This window comes from Nocardioides turkmenicus, assembly GCF_011045035.1.
GTDB classification, from domain to species: domain Bacteria; phylum Actinomycetota; class Actinomycetes; order Propionibacteriales; family Nocardioidaceae; genus Nocardioides; species Nocardioides turkmenicus.
In genome coordinates this window covers 18,933-35,878 of the sequence record NZ_JAALAA010000016.1, presented here as the reverse complement: position 1 = coordinate 35,878, position 16,946 = coordinate 18,933, and the positions used below count along the sequence as shown (strand labels likewise).

The 16,946-nt window shown below is 68.3% G+C and carries 28 protein-coding genes; 5 read left to right on the top strand and 23 right to left on the bottom strand.

All coding sequences use genetic code 11. The features are described from left to right. Positions 1-149: 149 nt before the first annotated feature. From rplO to rpsJ, 21 genes are all read right to left on the bottom strand, one after another. Complete coding sequence (gene rplO / locus G5C66_RS18230) at positions 150-590, bottom strand: 50S ribosomal protein L15 (protein WP_008361030.1); 441 nt, start codon at positions 588-590, stop codon at positions 150-152. A gap of 1 nt (position 591) precedes the next feature. Further along, positions 592-774, bottom strand: coding sequence for a 50S ribosomal protein L30 (rpmD, locus tag G5C66_RS18225; RefSeq protein WP_008361029.1), 183 nt, complete (start codon positions 772-774; stop codon positions 592-594). Further along, a complete protein-coding gene (rpsE, locus tag G5C66_RS18220) occupies positions 774-1,388 on the bottom strand; it encodes a 30S ribosomal protein S5 (RefSeq protein ID WP_008361027.1) in 615 nt (204 codons plus the stop codon). The genes rpmD and rpsE overlap by 1 nt, the downstream gene beginning before the upstream one ends. A 34-nt stretch (positions 1,389-1,422) precedes the next feature. After that, positions 1,423-1,806 (bottom strand): 50S ribosomal protein L18, encoded by a 384-nt coding sequence (gene rplR, locus G5C66_RS18215; protein WP_008361025.1) that lies wholly within the window; start codon positions 1,804-1,806, stop codon positions 1,423-1,425. Then, positions 1,806-2,345 carry a 50S ribosomal protein L6 gene (rplF, locus tag G5C66_RS18210; RefSeq protein WP_165112366.1) on the bottom strand — a complete coding sequence of 180 codons (540 nt, stop codon included), beginning with the start codon at positions 2,343-2,345 and terminating at the stop codon, positions 1,806-1,808. The genes rplR and rplF overlap by 1 nt, the downstream gene beginning before the upstream one ends. 23 nt (positions 2,346-2,368) lie before the next feature. Further along, positions 2,369-2,776 (bottom strand): 30S ribosomal protein S8, encoded by a 408-nt coding sequence (gene rpsH, locus G5C66_RS18205; protein WP_165112365.1) that lies wholly within the window; start codon positions 2,774-2,776, stop codon positions 2,369-2,371. An 86-nt stretch (positions 2,777-2,862) separates the two neighbouring features. Then, positions 2,863-3,048 (bottom strand): type Z 30S ribosomal protein S14, encoded by a 186-nt coding sequence (locus G5C66_RS18200; protein WP_017932844.1) that lies wholly within the window; start codon positions 3,046-3,048, stop codon positions 2,863-2,865. Between the two features lies 1 nt (position 3,049). After that, entirely contained in the window at positions 3,050-3,610 is a 561-nt protein-coding gene (rplE, locus tag G5C66_RS18195; RefSeq protein ID WP_008361018.1) for a 50S ribosomal protein L5, read from the bottom strand. A gap of 2 nt (positions 3,611-3,612) precedes the next feature. After that, entirely contained in the window at positions 3,613-3,972 is a 360-nt protein-coding gene (rplX, locus tag G5C66_RS18190; protein ID WP_008361017.1) for a 50S ribosomal protein L24, read from the bottom strand. Further along, a complete protein-coding gene (rplN, locus tag G5C66_RS18185; protein ID WP_008361015.1) occupies positions 3,972-4,340 on the bottom strand; it encodes a 50S ribosomal protein L14 in 369 nt (122 codons plus the stop codon). The genes rplX and rplN overlap by 1 nt, the downstream gene beginning before the upstream one ends. 172 nt (positions 4,341-4,512) lie before the next feature. After that, the gene (gene rpsQ / locus G5C66_RS18180) at positions 4,513-4,788 is read right to left on the bottom strand and encodes a 30S ribosomal protein S17 (protein WP_045550113.1); all 276 of its coding nucleotides are present in this window, start codon (positions 4,786-4,788) and stop codon (positions 4,513-4,515) included. A 1-nt stretch (position 4,789) separates the two neighbouring features. Further along, a complete protein-coding gene (gene rpmC / locus G5C66_RS18175; protein WP_008361011.1) occupies positions 4,790-5,032 on the bottom strand; it encodes a 50S ribosomal protein L29 in 243 nt (80 codons plus the stop codon). Next, a complete protein-coding gene (gene rplP, locus G5C66_RS18170; RefSeq protein WP_008361009.1) occupies positions 5,032-5,451 on the bottom strand; it encodes a 50S ribosomal protein L16 in 420 nt (139 codons plus the stop codon). The genes rpmC and rplP overlap by 1 nt, the downstream gene beginning before the upstream one ends. 3 nt (positions 5,452-5,454) lie before the next feature. Then, on the bottom strand, positions 5,455-6,282 hold the full coding sequence (gene rpsC / locus G5C66_RS18165; RefSeq protein WP_045550115.1) for a 30S ribosomal protein S3: 828 nt from the start codon (positions 6,280-6,282) through the stop codon (positions 5,455-5,457). Further along, on the bottom strand, positions 6,282-6,701 hold the full coding sequence (gene rplV, locus G5C66_RS18160; protein WP_165112364.1) for a 50S ribosomal protein L22: 420 nt from the start codon (positions 6,699-6,701) through the stop codon (positions 6,282-6,284). The genes rpsC and rplV overlap by 1 nt, the downstream gene beginning before the upstream one ends. After that, on the bottom strand, positions 6,698-6,979 hold the full coding sequence (gene rpsS / locus G5C66_RS18155; RefSeq protein ID WP_045550116.1) for a 30S ribosomal protein S19: 282 nt from the start codon (positions 6,977-6,979) through the stop codon (positions 6,698-6,700). The genes rplV and rpsS overlap by 4 nt, the downstream gene beginning before the upstream one ends. A 3-nt stretch (positions 6,980-6,982) precedes the next feature. Then, the gene (rplB, locus tag G5C66_RS18150) at positions 6,983-7,819 is read right to left on the bottom strand and encodes a 50S ribosomal protein L2 (RefSeq protein WP_008361002.1); all 837 of its coding nucleotides are present in this window, start codon (positions 7,817-7,819) and stop codon (positions 6,983-6,985) included. Between the two features lie 16 nt (positions 7,820-7,835). Continuing rightward, a complete protein-coding gene (rplW, locus tag G5C66_RS18145; protein ID WP_008360999.1) occupies positions 7,836-8,132 on the bottom strand; it encodes a 50S ribosomal protein L23 in 297 nt (98 codons plus the stop codon). Then, entirely contained in the window at positions 8,129-9,028 is a 900-nt protein-coding gene (rplD, locus tag G5C66_RS18140; RefSeq protein ID WP_165112363.1) for a 50S ribosomal protein L4, sunset domain variant, read from the bottom strand. The genes rplW and rplD overlap by 4 nt, the downstream gene beginning before the upstream one ends. Positions 9,029-9,030: 2 nt before the next feature. Further along, positions 9,031-9,687 carry a 50S ribosomal protein L3 gene (gene rplC, locus G5C66_RS18135; RefSeq protein WP_165112362.1) on the bottom strand — a complete coding sequence of 219 codons (657 nt, stop codon included), beginning with the start codon at positions 9,685-9,687 and terminating at the stop codon, positions 9,031-9,033. A gap of 10 nt (positions 9,688-9,697) precedes the next feature. Continuing rightward, on the bottom strand, positions 9,698-10,006 hold the full coding sequence (gene rpsJ, locus G5C66_RS18130; RefSeq protein ID WP_008360994.1) for a 30S ribosomal protein S10: 309 nt from the start codon (positions 10,004-10,006) through the stop codon (positions 9,698-9,700). A gap of 414 nt (positions 10,007-10,420) precedes the next feature. Here rpsJ and G5C66_RS18125 point away from each other — a divergent pair, with 414 nt between their 5' ends. From G5C66_RS18125 to G5C66_RS18105, 5 genes are read left to right on the top strand one after another with little or no spacing between them, the layout of a single operon-like run. Continuing rightward, a complete protein-coding gene (locus G5C66_RS18125; RefSeq protein WP_165112361.1) occupies positions 10,421-11,515 on the top strand; it encodes a DUF7544 domain-containing protein in 1,095 nt (364 codons plus the stop codon). Next, positions 11,512-12,123, top strand: a complete 612-nt coding sequence (locus G5C66_RS18120; RefSeq protein ID WP_165112360.1) for a DUF4129 domain-containing protein — start codon at positions 11,512-11,514, stop codon at positions 12,121-12,123. Before G5C66_RS18125 ends, G5C66_RS18120 begins: the two co-directional genes overlap by 4 nt. Further along, positions 12,120-13,262 (top strand): DUF4350 domain-containing protein, encoded by a 1,143-nt coding sequence (locus G5C66_RS18115; RefSeq protein WP_165112359.1) that lies wholly within the window; start codon positions 12,120-12,122, stop codon positions 13,260-13,262. Before G5C66_RS18120 ends, G5C66_RS18115 begins: the two co-directional genes overlap by 4 nt. Continuing rightward, positions 13,259-14,254 carry an AAA family ATPase gene (locus G5C66_RS18110; RefSeq protein ID WP_165112358.1) on the top strand — a complete coding sequence of 332 codons (996 nt, stop codon included), beginning with the start codon at positions 13,259-13,261 and terminating at the stop codon, positions 14,252-14,254. Before G5C66_RS18115 ends, G5C66_RS18110 begins: the two co-directional genes overlap by 4 nt. Beyond that, positions 14,251-15,552, top strand: a complete 1,302-nt coding sequence (locus G5C66_RS18105) for a DUF58 domain-containing protein (protein WP_165112357.1) — start codon at positions 14,251-14,253, stop codon at positions 15,550-15,552. Before G5C66_RS18110 ends, G5C66_RS18105 begins: the two co-directional genes overlap by 4 nt. On the opposite strand, the gene G5C66_RS18100 is transcribed toward G5C66_RS18105, so the two are convergent. Further along, positions 15,543-15,935, bottom strand: coding sequence for a hypothetical protein (locus tag G5C66_RS18100; protein WP_165112356.1), 393 nt, complete (start codon positions 15,933-15,935; stop codon positions 15,543-15,545). The two genes, G5C66_RS18105 and G5C66_RS18100, sit on opposite strands and share 10 nt — an antisense overlap. A 15-nt stretch (positions 15,936-15,950) precedes the next feature. Further along, entirely contained in the window at positions 15,951-16,946 is a 996-nt protein-coding gene (locus tag G5C66_RS18095; protein ID WP_165112355.1) for a stage II sporulation protein M, read from the bottom strand.

Below are 16,946 nucleotides of genomic sequence, written 5' to 3'. Positions count from 1 at the left end.
GGCCTGCGCCGATGCGAAAACCCGTGGCAGCCTAACAGCCTCCACGGCAGTTCTTGCACGTAGGGCCGAAACAGCGGGAGCGCGGACGGGACCCCGAAGGGGCGACCCGGCCGCGCTCCCACGTGACAGGCTCTACGTTAGTAGAACTGTCAGAGAACCGTGACAGTTCCGCCAGCGGCCTCGATCTTCTCCTTGGCAGAGCCGGAGAAGGCGTTGGCGCTGATCTCGACCTTGACGGTCAGGTCACCCTGGCCCAGGACCTTGACCGGGTGGCCCTTGCGGACGGCACCCTTCTCGATCAGGGTCTCGGGGGTGACGACGCCACCCTCGGGGAACAGCTCGTTGAGCTTGTCGAGGTTGACGACCTGGAACTCCACCTTGAAGGGGTTCTTGAAGCCCTTCAGCTTGGGGAGCCGCATGTGCATCGGGGTCTGGCCACCCTCGAAGTAGGCGGGGACCTGGTAACGGGCCTTCGTGCCCTTGGTACCACGGCCGGCCGTCTTACCCTTGGACGCCTCACCACGACCCACGCGGGTCTTGGCCTTCTTGGCACCGGGAGCCGGCGCCAGGTTGTGCACCTTGAGTGCCATATCAGTCGACCTCCTCGACCGTCACCAGGTGACGGACGGTCTGGACCATGCCGCGGATCTCCGGGCGGTCCTCCTTGACGACCACGTCGCCGATCCGCTTGAGACCGAGCGTACGCAGGGTGTCCCGCTGGTTCTGCTTGAGACCAACGAGGCCCTTCTTCTGCTGGACCTTCAGCTGCGCCATCAGGCCGACACCTCCACCTTGGGCGACTCCGCGACCTCGGCCTGCGCCTTGAGCAGCGCCTCCGGGGCAACGTCCTCGACCGGGAGACCACGGCGGGCGGCGACGGCCTCAGGCTGCTCGAGCATCTTGAGGGCCTCCACCGTCGCGTGGACGATGTTGATCTGGTTGGACGAGCCGAGCGACTTGCTCAGCACGTCGTGGATGCCGGCGCACTCCAGGACGGCACGCACCGGGCCACCGGCGATGACACCGGTACCAGGGGCGGCCGGACGGAGAAGGACCACACCAGCGGCCTTCTCACCCTGCACCGGGTGCGGGATCGTGCCCTGGATGCGGGGGACGCGGAAGAAGTGCTTCTTCGCCTCCTCGACACCCTTGGCGATCGCCGCGGGAACTTCCTTCGCCTTACCGTAGCCGACGCCGACCAGACCCTCACCGTCACCGACGATCACGAGGGCGGTGAAGCTGAAGCGACGACCACCCTTCACGACCTTGGCAACTCGGTTGATCGCGACGACCTTCTCGATGTAGGCGGTCTTGTCGGCGCTCTGGTTGCGACGGTCGTCGCGACCTCGGCGCTCGCCACCACGCTGTCCGCGCTGGGCTCCGCTCATCAGACTTTCCTCTTCTCTCGTTCGATCGTTGCGATCAGAAGGTCAGACCGGCCTCGCGCGCGCCATCGGCGAGCGCGGCGACACGGCCGTGGTACTTGTTGCCGGCACGGTCGAAGACCACGGTCTCCACCCCAGCGGCCTTGGCACGCGACGCGACCAGCTCGCCGACCTGCTTGGCCTTGGCGGTCTTGTCGCCCGAGGCCGACCGCAGGTCGCCCTCGATGGTCGAGGCCGAGGCAAGCGTCTTGCCGGCCAGGTCGTCGACGACCTGGGCGGTGATGTGCTTGGCCGACCGGGTCACGACGAGGCGCGGACGCTCCGGCGTACCCTCGATCTTCTTGCGACCGCGGGCCTGACGACGCAGACGCGAGCGGACACGAGAAGCGGTGTGCTTGTTGTTCGACAGCGAGATGGCCATCACTTACCAGCCTTTCCGACCTTGCGGCGGATGTTCTCGCCGGCGTAACGAACGCCCTTGCCCTTGTAGGGCTCCGGCTTGCGCAGCTTGCGGATGTTGGCCGCGACCTCACCGACGAGCTGCTTGTCGATGCCCACGACGCCGAGCTTGGTCGGACCGTCGGTGGTGAAGGTGATGCCCTCGGGCGCGTCGAAGATGATCGGGTGCGAGTAGCCCAGCTGGAACTCCAGCTTGGTCGGGCCCTTCGACAGGACGCGGTAACCCACGCCGACGATCTCGAGCTTCTTCTCGTAGCCCTCGGTGACGCCCAGGACCATGTTGTTGATCAGCGTGCGGGACAGGCCGTGCAGGGCCTTGCTGTCCCGGCTGTCGTCGGGGCGCTTGACGTCGAGGACGCCGTCACCCTTCTCGACGGTGATCGGGCTGGCCACGGTGTGCGACAGGGAGCCCTTGGGACCCTTGACGTTCACGACCTGGCCGTCGATGGTGATGTCCACGCCGGCCGGAACCGGGACGGGGAGCTTGCCAATACGCGACATGTTCTTCTCTCTCCCTTCCCTGATTACCAGACGTAGGCGAGGACTTCCCCACCTACGCCCTTCTTGTTGGCCTGGCGGTCGGTCAGCAGACCCTGGCTCGTCGAGATGATCGCGACGCCGAGGCCGCCGAGCACCTTCGGGAGGCCGGTGTGCTTCGCGTAGACACGCAGACCGGGCTTGCTGATGCGGCGGACGCCGGCGATCGAGCGCTCACGGTTGCGGCCGTACTTGAGGGTGATCGACAGGGTCTTGCCGACCTGGCCCTCGGAGGGCTCCAGCACCTCGTACTTGGTGATGTAACCCTCCTGCTGGAGGATCTCAGCGACGCCCTGCTTCAGCTTGCTGTACGGCATCGAAACCGCGTCGTGGTACGCCTGGTTGGCGTTACGCAGACGAGTGAGCATGTCTGCGATCGGGTCAGTCATCGTCATTGGCCGAACGGCCCTTTCTCGTAGTGGTTTCCTCGCGACACGGAGTCGTGAGGACCTTCAACGTCAGTGGTTGGAACGGTGATCGCTCACCAGGAGGACTTGGTGACGCCGGGCAGCTCGCCCCGGTGGGCCATCTCACGCAGGCAGATACGGCACAGGCCGAACTTGCGGAACACAGCCTTCGGGCGGCCGCAGCGCTGGCAGCGGGTGTAACCGCGAACCGCGAACTTCGGCTTGCGGGCGGCCTTCACCTTGAGAGCGGTCTTCGCCATCTCAGTTCTCCTTGAACGGGAAGCCGAGCGCCTTGAGCAGCGCGCGACCCTGGTCGTCGTTGGTGGCAGTCGTCACGAGGGTGATGTCCATGCCCCGCGAGCGGTCGATCTTGTCCTGGTTGATCTCGTGGAACATGACCTGCTCGGTGAGACCGAAGGTGTAGTTGCCGTTGCCGTCGAACTGCTTGCCGTTCAGACCGCGGAAGTCCCTGATGCGGGGCAGCGCGAGCGAGAGCAGGCGGTCGAGGAACTCCCACATGCGGTCGCCGCGCAGCGTGACGTGCGCACCGATCGGCATGCCCTCACGCAGCTTGAACTGCGCGATCGACTTCTTCGCCTTGTTGATCAGCGGCTTCTGGCCGGTGATCGCGGTCAGGTCGTTGACAGCGCCCTCGATCAGCTTGGAGTCGCGAGCAGCCTCGCCGACACCCATGTTGACGACGATCTTGGTCAGACCGGGGATCTGCATGACGTTGGAGATGCCGAACTCCTGCTGGAGTGCGGGGGCGATCTCCTCGCGGTACTTCGTCTTGAGGCGCGGGGCCACAGCGGTGTCGGTCATGATCAGATGTCCTTACCGGTCTTGCGCGAGATGCGAACGCTGCGCTCAGCGGCGTACGTCGACCCGTCGGGGCGACGCTTCTGGACCGTCTCACGGCGGAAGCCGACGCGAACCGGCTCGCCACCCTCGAGCAGCTGGACGTTGGAAACGTGGATCGGGGCCTCGGTGGTCACGATGCCGCCGGTGGTGCCGGCGCGACCGCCCTGGTCCTGGACCTTGGTGTGCTTCTTGATGAGGTTGATGCCCTCGACGATCACCCGGTCCTCGTTGGTGAGGACAGCGATCACCTTGCCGGAGCCGCCCTTGTCCTTACCAGCGATCACCTTGACGGTGTCGCCCTTCTTGATGTGCGAGCGACCCATCACAGCACCTCCGGCGCGAGCGAGATGATCTTCATGAACTTCTTGTCGCGCAGCTCACGGCCGACCGGGCCGAAGATGCGGGTGCCTCGCGGCTCGCCGTCGTTCTTGAGAATGACAGCGGCGTTCTCGTCGAAGCGGATGTACGAGCCGTCAGCGCGGCGGCGCTCCTTGACGGTGCGCACGATGACGGCCTTGACGACGTCACCCTTCTTCACGTTGCCACCGGGGATAGCGTCCTTGACGGTGGCGACGATGGTGTCGCCGATGCCGGCGTAGCGACGACCGGAACCACCGAGCACACGAATGCAAAGGATCTCCTTCGCACCAGTGTTGTCGGCGACCTTGAGTCGCGACTCCTGCTGGATCATTACTTCTCCTTGTCGAGCTGGTTCTCAACCGCATCCAGGGCGGTCGAGCCTTGCCGAACGTAATGGGATTTGATGGGCACAGGCCCAGCGAACAATGGTCGCTGGACCTGCACCCTTTGGTCAATTTGGCGACGTTTGCCGCCAGCCGGATCCGCCTCTTTCGAGGCGAAGATCACTTGGCGCGCTCGACGACCTCGACGAGGCGCCACCGCTTGGTCGCGGACAGCGGCCGGGTCTCCATGACCAGGACGCGGTCGCCGATGCCGGCGGTGTTCTGCTCGTCGTGAGCCTTGAGCTTGCTGCTACGGCGCATGACCTTGCCGTAGAGCGGGTGCTTCACGCGGTCCTCGACCTCGACGACGATGGTCTTGTCCATCTTGTCGCTGACGACGAGGCCCTCGCGCACCTTGCGCGTGTTGCGCTCGGTGGTCTCGGTGGACTCAGCCATTTCAGGCCTCCTCGGTGGTCTCGGTGCCCGGGGCCACGCGGATGCCGAGCTCGCGCTCACGCACCACGGTGTAGATCCGGGCGATGTCCTTCTTGACGGTGCGGAGCCGACCGTGGCTCTCCAGCTGGCCGGTGGCCGCCTGGAACCGGAGGTTGAACAGCTCCTCCTTCGCCTCGCGCAGCTTCGCCTCGAGGTCGACGTCGGTGAGCTCGTCCAGCTCGAACGCCTGCAGGGAGTTAGCCATCAGAACTCACCAGCCTCTCGCGTGATGAAACGGCACTTCATGGGCAGCTTGTGGATCGCGCGGCGCATCGCCTCGCGGGCCGTGTTCTCGTCGACGCCGGAGAGCTCGAACATGACGCGGCCCGGCTTGACGTTGGCGACCCACCACTCGGGCGAACCCTTACCGGAACCCATGCGGGTCTCGGCGGGCTTCTTGGTCAGCGGGACGTCGGGGTAGATGTTGATCCACACCTTTCCGCCTCGCTTGATGTGACGAGTCATCGCGATACGCGCTGCCTCGATCTGGCGGTTGGTCACGTAGTGACCCTCGATCGCCTGGATGCCGTAGTCACCGAAGGCCAGCTTCGTGCCACCCTTGGCCACGCCGGTGCGCTTGGGGTGGTGCTGCTTGCGGTGCTTGACTCGACGGGGCATCAGCATGGGTCAGCCCTCCTGGGTCGTGGTCTCGGCGGCGGGAGCCTCAGCGGCAGCCGGCGCCTCAGTCTTCGCCGCGCGGTCCGCGCGGTTCGGGCGGTCGCCACGGGAGCCACGCGACGGACGGTCGCCGCGGCCACCGCGACGGTCGTTGCCACCGCGACCCGGGACGCCCGCACGGGCGGCCTGGGCGGCCTGGCGCTCGGCACGCGAGCCGGAGACCTCACCCTTGTAGATCCAGACCTTCACGCCGATGCGGCCGAAGGTCGTGCGGGCCTCGTAGAAGCCGTAGTCGATGTCGGCACGCAGCGTGTGCAGCGGGACGCGACCCTCGCGGTAGAACTCCGTACGCGACATCTCGGCGCCGTTCAGACGACCGGAGCACTGGATCCGGATGCCCTTGGCACCGGAGCGCATGGTGGTCTGCATGGCCTTGCGCATCGCGCGGCGGAACTGCACGCGACCGCTGAGCTGCTCGGCGACACCCTGGGCGACCAGCTGAGCGTCGACCTCGGGGTTCTTGACCTCGAGGATGTTCAGCTGGACCTGCTTGCCGGTGAGCTTCTCCAGCTCGGTGCGGAGGCGGTCGGCCTCGGCGCCGCGGCGGCCGATGACGATGCCGGGACGCGCGGTGTGGATGTCCACACGGACGCGGTCACGGGTGCGCTCGATCTCGACCTTGGCGATGCCGGCCCGCTCCATGCCCTTCGACAGGAGCTTGCGGATCTTGACGTCCTCGCCGACGTACTCCTTGTACTGCTTGTCGGCGTACCAACGCGACTTGTGGTCGGTCGAGATGCCCAGGCGGAAGCCGTTCGGGTTGATCTTCTGACCCATTACTTCTTACCGCCCTTCTCGACGACGTCGGCCGGCTGCACGGCCAGGGTGATGTGCGAGGTCCGCTTGTTGATGCGGGTCGCACGGCCCTGGGCGCGGGGACGCCAGCGCTTCATGGTCGGACCTTCGTCGACCATGGCGACCGAGACGACCAGGTCGTCGCGGTCCAGACCCTCGGTCGACACCGCGTTGGCGATGGCGCTCTCGAGGACCTTGTAAACAGTCTCGGAGGCTGCCTGCGGCGCGAACTGCAGCAGGGACAGGGCCTCGTCGACGGGCAGGCCGCGGACCATGTCGACGACGCGGCGTGCCTTCAGCGGGGTGATCCGCACGAAGCGGGCACTCGCGAAGGCACCCGGCTGGTCGCCGAGCAGGGAGTCGCGGCGGGCGCTGATGCGCTGCCGTTCGGTGGTGGTCATCGACGGCGTCCCTTCCGGTCGTCCTTGATGTGACCCTTGAACGTGCGGGTCGGTGCGAATTCGCCCAGCTTGTGGCCGACCATCGAGTCGGACACGAAGACCGGGACGTGCTTGCGACCGTCGTGCACCGCGATGGTGTGACCGATCATCTCGGGCACGATCATCGAGCGGCGCGACCAGGTCTTGATCACGTTGTGGGTGCCCTTCTCGTTCTCGGCGTCCACCTTCTTCTGAAGGTGGTCGTCGACGAAGGGGCCCTTCTTCAGGCTGCGAGGCATTGCTTACTTCCTACCCTTCCCGCTCTTACGGCGGCGGATGATCTGCGAGTCAGAGGCCTTGCGCTTGCGCGTACGGCCCTCGGGCTTACCCCAGGGGCTGACCGGGTGACGGCCGCCGGAGGTCTTACCCTCACCACCACCGTGCGGGTGGTCGACCGGGTTCATGACGACACCACGGACGGTCGGGCGGACGCCCTTCCACCGCATGCGGCCGGCCTTACCCCAGTTGATGTTGGACTGCTCGGCGTTGCCGACCTCGCCGACGGTGGCGCGGCAGCGCACGTCGACGAAGCGCATCTCACCCGAAGGCATACGCAGCGTGGCCTTGGAGCCCTCGCGAGCGACCAGCTGGGCGCTCATGCCGGCGGAGCGGGCGATCTTCGCGCCGCCACCCGGACGCAGCTCAACATTGTGGATGGTGGTACCAACCGGGATGTTGCGCAGCGGCAGGTTGTTGCCGGGCTTGATGTCGGCGGTCGGGCCGGACTCCACGACGGTGCCCTGGCTCACGCCGACGGGCGCGAGGATGTAGCGCTTCTCGCCGTCGAAGTAGTGCAGCAGGGCGATGCGGGCGGTGCGGTTGGGGTCGTACTCGATGTGAGCGACCTTGGCCGGCACGCCGTCCTTGTCGTAGCGACGGAAGTCGATGATCCGGTACGCACGCTTGTGACCGCCACCCTGGTGACGCGTGGTCACGCGACCCTGGTTGTTGCGGCCGCCCTTCTTGGGGAGGGGCTTGGTCAGCGACTTCTCGGGCGTGGTCCGAGTGATCTCGGCGAAGTCGGCCACCGACGAGCCACGACGGCCCGGGGTGGTCGGCTTGTACTTACGAATAGCCATGTTCAGTCAGTCCTTCTCACGCGCCGAAGATGTCGATGCGGTCGCCCTCAGCCAGGGAGACGATCGCGCGCTTGGTGTCGGGGCGCTTGCCCAGGCCGTAACGCGTACGACGGGCCTTGCCCTTGCGGTTGATCGTGTTGACCGAGGTCACCTTGACGTCGAACACCTTCTCGACCGCGATCTTGATCTCGGTCTTGTTCGCGTCGGGGCGAACGATGAAGGTGTACTTGTTCTGGTCGAGGAGGCCGTAGCTCTTCTCGGAGACCACCGGCGCGATCAGGATGTCGCGGGGGTCGTAGTGCAGCGTGCTCACTTGTCAGCCTCCTCAGCCTTCTTCTTGCCGGCCTCGACGAAGCCTGCGGCGATGGCGTCCTCGGCGGACTTGAAGTAGAACTCCGCCTTGGTGGACTCGTACCAACGGCCGCCCGGAGCGTGGAACTTCTTGTCCTTGCCCTTGACGTTGCCCTTGATGTCGAAGCCCTCGGGAGCAGAGCCGTCCTCGAGCGGCGCGACAGCGCCCTCGGGGAGGTCGATCTCCTTGGCCGGCTCGGCGGCGGGCTCCTTGATCGCCTCAGGCTCGACGTCACCGATGGTGACGGTCTCCTTGGCGGCGACGACCGGCTTGCCCGAGACGAAGATCTCGTAGGCCGGCTTGGAGAAGACCACGTCGTCGGAGACGAGGACGTCGTAGGTGTTGAGCTGGTCGGCCCAGAGCAGGTGCACCTCGGGCGCGTTGCGCAGGCTCAGCGCGGCGACGGACTCGGAACGGTCCAGCACCACGAGGAAGCGCTTGGCGTCGGAGATCGCCTTGAGGGCGGTCAGCGCGGTCTTGGTCGAGGGCGCCTCGAGGGCGAACTCGGCCACGTGGATCTGGCCGGCGCGAGCCCGGTCGGAGAGGGCACCGCGGAGGGCGGCAGCCTTCATCTTCTTGGGGGTGCGCTGGCTGTAGTCACGCGGCTGCGGGCCGTGGACGGTGCCACCACCGGCGAACTGCGGCGCGCGGGTCGAACCCTGGCGGGCGCGGCCGGTGCCCTTCTGCTTGTAGGGCTTGCGGCCACCGCCGCGGACCTCGCCGCGGGTCTTGGTGGCGTGCGTGCCCTGGCGCGCAGCGGCCTGCTGCGCGACGACGACCTGGTGGATCAGCGGGATGTTGAGCTCAACATCGAAGATCTCAGCCGGGAAGTCGACCTTGACGGTCTTGATAGCCATGATCAGGCCTCCAGCTTCTTAGCAGCCGAGCGGAGGACCACGAGGCCACCCTTGGGGCCAGGAATGGCGCCCTTGACCAGGATGAGGCCCTTCTCGGTGTCGACGGCGTGCACGGTGAGGTTCTGGGTGGTGACGGTGTCGGTACCCATGTGGCCGGCCATGCGGACGCCCTTGAACACGCGACCCGGGGTGGCGCAGGCGCCGATCGATCCCGGCTTGCGGTGGTTGCGGTGAGCACCGTGGGAAGCGCTGACACCGGCAAAGCCGTGGCGCTTCATGGTGCCCGCGAAACCCTTACCCTTCGAGGTGCCCGTCACGTCGATCTCCTCGCCCACGGCGAAGGTGTCGACGGGGAGCTCCTGGCCGGCGGAGTACGACGCGGCGTCGGCGGTGCGGATCTCGGCCAGGTGGCGGCGCGGCGTGATGCCGGCCTTCTCGAACTGGCCGGCGCCCGGCTTGTTCACCTTGCGGCCGTCGATCTCGCCGTAGCCGATCTGCACGGCGTTGTAGCCGTCGACCTCGGGCGTGCGGACCTGGGTCACGACGTTGGTGTTCGCCGCGATGACGGTCACGGGGACGACGACGTTGTTCTCGTCCCACAGCTGGGTCATGCCGAGCTTGGTGCCCAGGAGACCCTTCACGTTGCGTTCGATCGTCATGTCGTCAACCTCAGAGCTTGATCTCGATGTCGACACCAGCAGGCAGGTCGAGCCGCATGAGGGAGTCAACAGTCTTCGGGGTCGGGTCGATGATGTCGATGAGGCGCTTGTGGGTGCGCATCTCGAAGTGCTCGCGCGAGTCCTTGTACTTGTGGGGCGAGCGGATGACGCAGTACACGTTCTTCTCGGTCGGCAGCGGCACCGGGCCGGCGACCTTGGCACCCGTACGGGTGACCGTGTCCACGATCTTTCGCGCCGAGGTGTCGATCACCTCGTGGTCATAGGCCTTGAGCCTGATGCGGATCTTCTGTCCCGCCATCTGTCTCTCTCGTCCTTCTTGGTCAGCGTGCCGCGTGCTACAGGCTTCCTCCGGCTGAGTCGGCCCGGTTGCTCACCTCTGGCTCCGACCCCCGCGGTCGGGCGTGTCGCTTATTTTTCACAAGCGTCGCCGGACTTCTCGACGGGAACTTTCACCATCAGCTTCACTGGAACCACGCCTTCGGGATGGGCACACGGCGACCACAGACCACATCCGGACAGGCTGATCAGCCTGCTCAGGTGACGCGATTCAGTAGTCAAGGTGTGCACACCCCAGCGCACATTCACTGGAGCAACCAGAGAATCTTGTCACGCGTCCGCAGGTGGGTCCAAATCAACGATGCCGTCTGGGTCGCTCTGAGAGGATGCCCCCAACCGAGCGAGATCGCCGGCCGTCGCGACGAGGAGCATCAGCATGTCAGGAGTGTGGCCACCCCCACCGGGTGAGCAACCTCAGCAGGGCCCGGCGACCCCGCCGACCTCCCCCCAGCCGCAACCGGCCCAGCCCCAGCCGGCCTGGACCCAGCCGGCCTGGCCTCAGCCGCTGCCGCCGGCTCACAAGCCGGGGGCGATCCCGCTGCGGCCGCTCGGCCTCGGCGACATGCTCGACGGCGCGTTCCGGCTCGTACGTTTCAACCCCGGCGCCACGGTCGGCGCCTCGGTCCTGGTAGCGGCGGTCGCGATGGCCATCCCGCTCGGGGTGACGACGGCGATGACCGTGACCGGCGACAGCCTGGAGTGGTTCGGCACCACGATCGAGGACCCCGACTATGAGCCGGGCAACTCCGAGATCATCGGCATGCTGGTCGCCTTCGGCTCCTTCTTCGTCGGCTCGGTCCTGCAGGCCATCGGCGCGATCCTGGTCGCCGGGATGATCTCCCACGTCGCTCACGCCGCGGCGATCGGCCGCAAGCTCACCCTCGCTCAAGCGTGGGCGGCGACCTATGGCAACCGGTGGCGGCTGATCGGGCTCGCGCTGTTCACCGGGCTGGTCTACGTGCTGGTCCTCGCGGTCGCGGTGACACCGGTGGTGGTGCTCGCGATCGTGGTCGACAGCCCGATCCCGGCCATCCTGGTCGGCATCCTGATGTTCCTGCTCCTGATCGTGGCCACGCTCTTCCTGACGGTGCGGCTCTACCTGCTCGCGGTGCCGGCGCTGATGCTGGAGCGGACCGGGGTCTTCGGCGCGTTCCGGCGTGCCTGGCAGCTGTCGACGCGTCAGTTCTGGCGGCTCTTCGGGATCTGGCTGCTGGCCACCCTGATCGTCGGCTTCGCCTCCCAGATCGTCTCTGTCCCGATCAGCCTGGTCGCCAGCTTCGTGGGTATCGCGCAGCCCGACCTCTACTTCATCGCGACCATCGCCGGCAGTGCGATCTCGACGGTGGTCGCCGCCGCGATCGTGGCACCGTTCAGCGGCGCGGTGACCAACCTGCAGTATCTCGACCAGCGCATCCGCAAGGAGTCCTACGAGGTCGAGCTGATGGAGCAGGCCGGGCTGCTGAGCCGATGATCCTTCTCCAACAGACCCCTCCCCTGGCGCCGACGCCGGAGGAGGGTCGCTCCTGGCTCCAGCGCGAGCTGGCCAGGCCCGAATACCACGACCTCGACCTCATCGAGCGGATCATGCGCTGGATCGAGCGCACCCTGTCCGACGGCATTCCCTCCGCCGGCGATGTGCCGTGGGCGCAGACCGTCGCCGCGATGGTCGTCTTCGCGCTGCTCCTGGTCGGGATCGGCCTGCTGGTCTCGCGTGCCCGGCGCAGTCCCCGGGTCGCCCGCGACCGCAACGGTGACGTCCTCACCGACGAGTCGCTCTCCGCTGCCGCGCTCCGGGCGCGGGCCGAGGCCGCGTACGCTGCGGGTGATCATGGCACGGCGGTGATCGACGGGTTCCGGGCGCTGGCCCGGCGACAGGTCGAGCGCGGCCGGCTCGCCGAGGACCCGGGACTCACCGCGGCCGAGGTCGCGGCCAGCCTGGAGCGGGAGATGTCGCTCGACGGTCGCGCCGGGCAGGCCGCGGAGCTGTTCAACGAGGTGCTCTACGGGCATCACCCCGCCACCCGTGAGCAGGCCGAGGGCGTGCTCGCTCTCGAGCAGGAGCTGGCGGTGGCGCGATGACGACGCAGATTGTGGACGCAGCGGAGTCGACCGCCTCTCGACAGGGCTGGTTCCGCCGGAACCGGCCGCTGCTGATCGTCGCGCTGGCCTTCGTGACCGCGGTCGTGCTGGCGTACGTCGCGACGCCGAAGGGCGGCGAGTCCTATGCGGCCTACGACCCCGAGAGCCCCGATCCCGACGGCGCCCGGGCGCTGGTCCGGGTGCTCGAGGACCACGGGGTCGAGGTCGACGTCGTCCGTTCGTCCAAGGCCCTGGACGACGCCGAGATCGAGGCGGACACGACCGTCTTCGTGACCGGCACCGACGCGCTCGGCGAGGACACCGCCTCCCGGCTTCGGGAGCGCACCGCCGACGCCGGCGACCTCATCCTGGCCGAGCCCGCGCCGTACGTCTCGGCGATGCTCGGCGTCCCCTACGCGGTCGCACAGACCCCCGAGACGGTCGAGGCGCGTTGCGACGACCCGCGCTGGGAGGGGCTCAGCATCCATGCCGACGCGGTCACCGCGTACGACGCCGGTTCCTGCTTCCCGCACGAGGGCGGCGCCGTGCTCGCGCCCGCCGACGGGCTGACCGTCTGGGGTGCGCCGCAGGTGCTGACCAACGACCAGATCCTGCGGGCGGACAACGCGGCGGTGGCGCTGCGGCTGCTGGGCGAGAGCGACCACCTGGTCTGGTACATCCCGTCCATCGACGACCTCGCACCCGATGAGGCCCACTCCCCTGCATCGTTGCTGCCGCGCTGGATCGGCCCGGCCTTGTGGCTCCTGCTGCTCGCCGTCGTCGCCTTCGCCATCGTTCGCGGCCGGCGGCTGGGTCCGCTGGCGGTCGAGCCGCTGCCGGTCCACGTCCGCGCCGGGGAGACGACCCGCAGCCTGGGCCGGCTCTACCGCCGAGCCGGCGACCGCACCCATGCCGTGACGATGCTGCGGCAGGCCGCCCGCACCCGCCTGACCCAGCGGCTGCGGCTGGGCCGGGAGGCCACCCCGGAGGCCGTCGTACGCGCGGTCGCCCACCACACCGGACGACCCGATCTCGAGGTCTCCGCGCTGCTCACCGACGCCCCGATCGAGAACGACCAAGACCTGATCACGCTGGCCAACGCGCTGGCGGCCCTTGAGGAAGAGGTACGACACCCATGACCCAACCCACGACCGGACCCGAGACCGTCCCGTCCGTGTCGCCCGACGGTGCACGCGAGCGACTCACCGCGGTCCGGGCCGAGGTCGCCAAGGCGGTCGTCGGTCAGGACGCCGCGGTCTCCGGGCTGCTGGTCGCGCTGGTGTGCGGCGGCCACGTGCTGATGGAGGGCGTACCCGGCACCGCCAAGACCCTGCTGGTGCGGTCGCTCTCCGCCGCGTTGTCGGTCGAGACGCGCCGGGTGCAGTTCACCCCCGACCTGATGCCCGGCGACATCACCGGATCGATGGTCGTCGAGTCCTCCCACGGCTCGCTGACCTTCCGGGAGGGGCCGGTCTTCACCAACCTGCTCCTCGCCGACGAGATCAACCGCACCCCACCGAAGACCCAGTCGGCGCTGCTCGAGGCGATGGAGGAGGGGCAGGTCTCCGTCGACGGAGTCACCCGCGCGCTGCCGCGGCCGTTCCTGGTCGCCGCGACCCAGAACCCGATCGAGTACGAGGGGGTCTACCCGCTCCCCGAGGCGCAGCTGGACCGGTTCCTGCTGAAGGTCGTCCTGCCGGTACCCGAGCGCGCCGACGAGGTGCAGATCCTCACCCGGCACGCCGCCGGCTTCGACCCGCGCGACGTCGCCGGCGCCGGAGTCCGTGCGGTGGCGTCCGGCGCCGACATCGAGGCCGCTCGGCAGCACGTGACGACCGTCCAGGTCTCGCCCGAGGTCACCGGCTACATCGTCGACATCGCCCGGGCGACCCGCGAGTCTCCGTCACTGTCGGCCGGGGTGTCCCCGCGCGGCGCCACCGCGCTGCTCCGGTCCGCCCGCGCCTGGGCCTGGCTCGCCGGCCGCGACTTCGTCACCCCCGACGACGTGAAGTCGCTCGCCCACGCGACGTTGGCGCACCGGCTCGCGTTGCGCCCCGAAGCCGAGCTCGAGGGTGTCCAGGTCAGCCAGGTCCTGAGCTCCGCCATCGGCGCCGTCCCCGTTCCCCGATGACGATCACCTGGCGCGTACCGCTGCTCCTGCTGGCGGGCATCGTCCCGGTCGTCCTCCGACCGGCGGCGAGCACGGCCGCGATCTGGGTCGTGCTCGTGGTGGTGCTCGCACTCCTCGACGTACTCCTGGCGCCGAAGCCGGCGGCACTGGAGATCAGCCGGGTACGCCTGGGCGGGATCCGGCTGGGCGAGTCGACGACCTCGGAGCTTCTGGTCCGCTCCCCTACCCGGCGCGTCCGGGCGCTGGTGCGTGATGCCTGGCAGCCCACCGCCGGGGCCACTCAGAACCGCCATCGGATCCGGCTCGATCGCGGCGACAGCACCAGGCTGCGTACGCCGCTGCGGCCGCGCCGCCGCGGGGACCTGCGCGCGCTGGGCGTGACGGTGCGCGCCTTCGGACCGCTCGGCCTCGGCGCCCGGCAGCGCACGATCCCGATCGAGGGATCGGTGCGGGTGCTCCCCGCCTTCGAGTCCCGCAAGCACCTCCCGTCACGGCTCCAGCGGTTGCGCGAGCTCGACGGCCGCGCCGCGGTGCGAGTGCGTGGGCAGGGCACCGAGTTCGACTCGCTGCGGGAGTACGTCCGCGGTGACGACGTACGCTCCATCGACTGGCGCACCACCGCCCGTTCCCGCACCGTCGTGGTCCGAACCTGGCAGCCCGAGCGGGACCGTCGCGTGGTGCTGGTGCTCGACACCTCCCGCACCTCGGCCGCCCGGGTCGAGGGCGCCGGCGGCGGGGTGCCGCGGCTCGACTCGGCGATGGACGCCGGGCTCCTGCTCGCCGCCATCGCCTCCCGAGCCGGCGACCGGATCGACTTCCTCGCCGGCGATCTCCGGGTCCGCTCCCGGGTCCGCCTCGCCGGCCAGCGCGACGTCACCCAGCGCCTGCAGGAGGCGATGGCCGATCTCGAGCCGGTCATCGCCGAGGCCGATTGGTCCCAGCTCGCCGGTGCGGTCGCGAGCCTCGGCCGCCACCGTGCGCTCGTCGTGCTGCTGACGCCGCTCGACCCGCACGCGATCGAGGAGTCACTCCTCCCCGTGCTCCCCGTCCTGACCCAGCACCACCGCGTCGTCCTCGCCTCCGTGCGCGACCCCGAGCTCGAGACCACCGCCGCCTCCCGCGACAACCTGGACGACGTCTACGCCGCGGCCGCCGCAGAGCAGACCCTCCGCCGCCGCGACCACACCGCCGCCATGCTCCGCACCCTCGGCGTCGACATCGTCGACGCCGACGCCGAGTCCCTCCCGCCCGCTCTCGCCGACCACTACCTGCAGCTCAAGGCCACCGGTCAGCTCTGAGCGCTGGCCTCGCGATAGGCATTGACCGCCGGCCGCCAGAAGTCGCCGATGTCCCGCGGCCAGAGCTCGTCATCCCACATCTCATCCAGGAGCTCACCATCTACGTACTCGGCGACATCCTCCGGACGTCCCTCGAGCATGACGGTTGAATAGACCAACCGACGAGTGCGGCGATCGGAGAGATCGAACCTTGCTCCCGCTGGCGACCAGAACAGATGGCTTGGCAACGCCACAACGCCGGTTGTCGCCGTAGGCTCGACTCGCCATAGCCGTTCGGGCACGGCCAGCGGCCTGTTGATGCTGCTCGTCCTGAACGTGACCGGACCGTCCCACGCATCCACCACGACGACTGGATCGTCCTCACCGTGGCCCGGGATGCTCACGGATCGAGCCTACATCTACGCCTGCGTGGCGACGCGGTCCTCGAGAAGCCGCTCGTCGATGTCACCGGTGTCGCCGCGGGAGGCGGCGGCGCGGCCGACGATGAAGACGTACGCGAAGAAGGCGAGCTCGGCGACGATGCCGATGCCGACGCGAGCCCAGGTGGGCAGGGGCGAGGGGGTGACGAAGCCTTCGATGATGCCGGAGATCAGCAGGACGACGATGAGGCCGAGGGCGATGCCGCCAGCGGTGCGGCCCTCCCGGGCCATCGACTGCCCGCGAGTCAGCGAGCCGGGGTCGATCCAGGACCAGAAGAGCCGCAGCCCGACGGCCCCGGCGACGAAGACGGCGGTGAGCTCGAGCAGCCCGTGGGGAAGGATCAGGCCCCAGAACAGTCCGCCGCGGTCGTGGCGGTGCATCAGGGTGCCGAGGATCGCCAGGTTGGAGATGTTCTGGAACATCGAGTAGATCACCGGCAGCCCGAGCACGCCGAGGCCGATGCAGATGAACGAGACCCAGACGTTGTTGACCCAGACCTGGGTGGCGAACGACGAGGCGGCGTGCTCGCTGTAGTAGCCCTCGATGTCGTGCTCGACCAGCTGCCTGACCTGTTCCGGCCCGAGCAGCGACTGCTCGACCTCCGGGTGGCGCAGCAGCCACCAGATCATCACCGCGGTGACGATCACGTTGGCGGCCATCATCCCCAGCCACCACCACCGCAGCCGGTAGAGCGCGGCCGGGAACCGATGGGTGAAGAACCGCAGGAAGCCCGACCAGGTGCTCGTCCGGGTGCCCGTGGTGCGGTTGCGGGCCGCGGCCAGGAGCACCGAGAGATGCTGGACGACGGTCGGGTCGGGCGCGTTGCTGCGGACGACCGACAGCTGGGTGCTCACCCGCTGGTAGAGCTCGACCAGCTCGTCGGCCTGGGCACCGCTCAGCCGCCGCTCGTCCAGGAGCTGTTCGAGCCGGGTCCGGTCGGCCGCCGTAGCAGCCAGATACGCGTCGAGATCCAC

Coding starts and splice junctions, on each gene's coding strand:
- rpsQ (WP_045550113.1), bottom strand. CDS start 4,788: ATGGCTGAGTCCACCGAGACCACCGAGCGCAACACGCGCAAGGTGCGC.
- rplF (WP_165112366.1), bottom strand. CDS start 2,345: ATGTCGCGTATTGGCAAGCTCCCCGTCCCGGTTCCGGCCGGCGTGGAC.
- rplD (WP_165112363.1), bottom strand. CDS start 9,028: ATGGCTATCAAGACCGTCAAGGTCGACTTCCCGGCTGAGATCTTCGAT.
- rpmD (WP_008361029.1), bottom strand. CDS start 774: ATGGCGCAGCTGAAGGTCCAGCAGAAGAAGGGCCTCGTTGGTCTCAAG.
- rpsC (WP_045550115.1), bottom strand. CDS start 6,282: ATGGGTCAGAAGATCAACCCGAACGGCTTCCGCCTGGGCATCTCGACC.
- rpsJ (WP_008360994.1), bottom strand. CDS start 10,006: ATGGCGGGACAGAAGATCCGCATCAGGCTCAAGGCCTATGACCACGAG.
- rplC (WP_165112362.1), bottom strand. CDS start 9,687: ATGACGATCGAACGCAACGTGAAGGGTCTCCTGGGCACCAAGCTCGGC.
- G5C66_RS18110 (WP_165112358.1), top strand. CDS start 13,259: ATGACCCAACCCACGACCGGACCCGAGACCGTCCCGTCCGTGTCGCCC.
- rplO (WP_008361030.1), bottom strand. CDS start 590: ATGGCACTCAAGGTGCACAACCTGGCGCCGGCTCCCGGTGCCAAGAAG.
- rplR (WP_008361025.1), bottom strand. CDS start 1,806: ATGGCCATCTCGCTGTCGAACAACAAGCACACCGCTTCTCGTGTCCGC.
- rplB (WP_008361002.1), bottom strand. CDS start 7,819: ATGGCTATTCGTAAGTACAAGCCGACCACCCCGGGCCGTCGTGGCTCG.
- rplX (WP_008361017.1), bottom strand. CDS start 3,972: ATGGGTCGCTCGCACATCAAGAAGGGCGACACCGTCAAGGTGATCGCT.
- G5C66_RS18105 (WP_165112357.1), top strand. CDS start 14,251: ATGACGATCACCTGGCGCGTACCGCTGCTCCTGCTGGCGGGCATCGTC.
- rplN (WP_008361015.1), bottom strand. CDS start 4,340: ATGATCCAGCAGGAGTCGCGACTCAAGGTCGCCGACAACACTGGTGCG.
- rpsE (WP_008361027.1), bottom strand. CDS start 1,388: ATGAGCGGAGCCCAGCGCGGACAGCGTGGTGGCGAGCGCCGAGGTCGC.
- rpmC (WP_008361011.1), bottom strand. CDS start 5,032: ATGGCTAACTCCCTGCAGGCGTTCGAGCTGGACGAGCTCACCGACGTC.
- G5C66_RS18120 (WP_165112360.1), top strand. CDS start 11,512: ATGATCCTTCTCCAACAGACCCCTCCCCTGGCGCCGACGCCGGAGGAG.
- rplV (WP_165112364.1), bottom strand. CDS start 6,701: ATGACCACCACCGAACGGCAGCGCATCAGCGCCCGCCGCGACTCCCTG.
- G5C66_RS18125 (WP_165112361.1), top strand. CDS start 10,421: ATGTCAGGAGTGTGGCCACCCCCACCGGGTGAGCAACCTCAGCAGGGC.
- G5C66_RS18115 (WP_165112359.1), top strand. CDS start 12,120: ATGACGACGCAGATTGTGGACGCAGCGGAGTCGACCGCCTCTCGACAG.
- rplP (WP_008361009.1), bottom strand. CDS start 5,451: ATGCTGATGCCCCGTCGAGTCAAGCACCGCAAGCAGCACCACCCCAAG.
- rpsS (WP_045550116.1), bottom strand. CDS start 6,979: ATGCCTCGCAGCCTGAAGAAGGGCCCCTTCGTCGACGACCACCTTCAG.
- rplE (WP_008361018.1), bottom strand. CDS start 3,610: ATGACCGACACCGCTGTGGCCCCGCGCCTCAAGACGAAGTACCGCGAG.
- rpsH (WP_165112365.1), bottom strand. CDS start 2,776: ATGACGATGACTGACCCGATCGCAGACATGCTCACTCGTCTGCGTAAC.
- G5C66_RS18200 (WP_017932844.1), bottom strand. CDS start 3,048: ATGGCGAAGACCGCTCTCAAGGTGAAGGCCGCCCGCAAGCCGAAGTTC.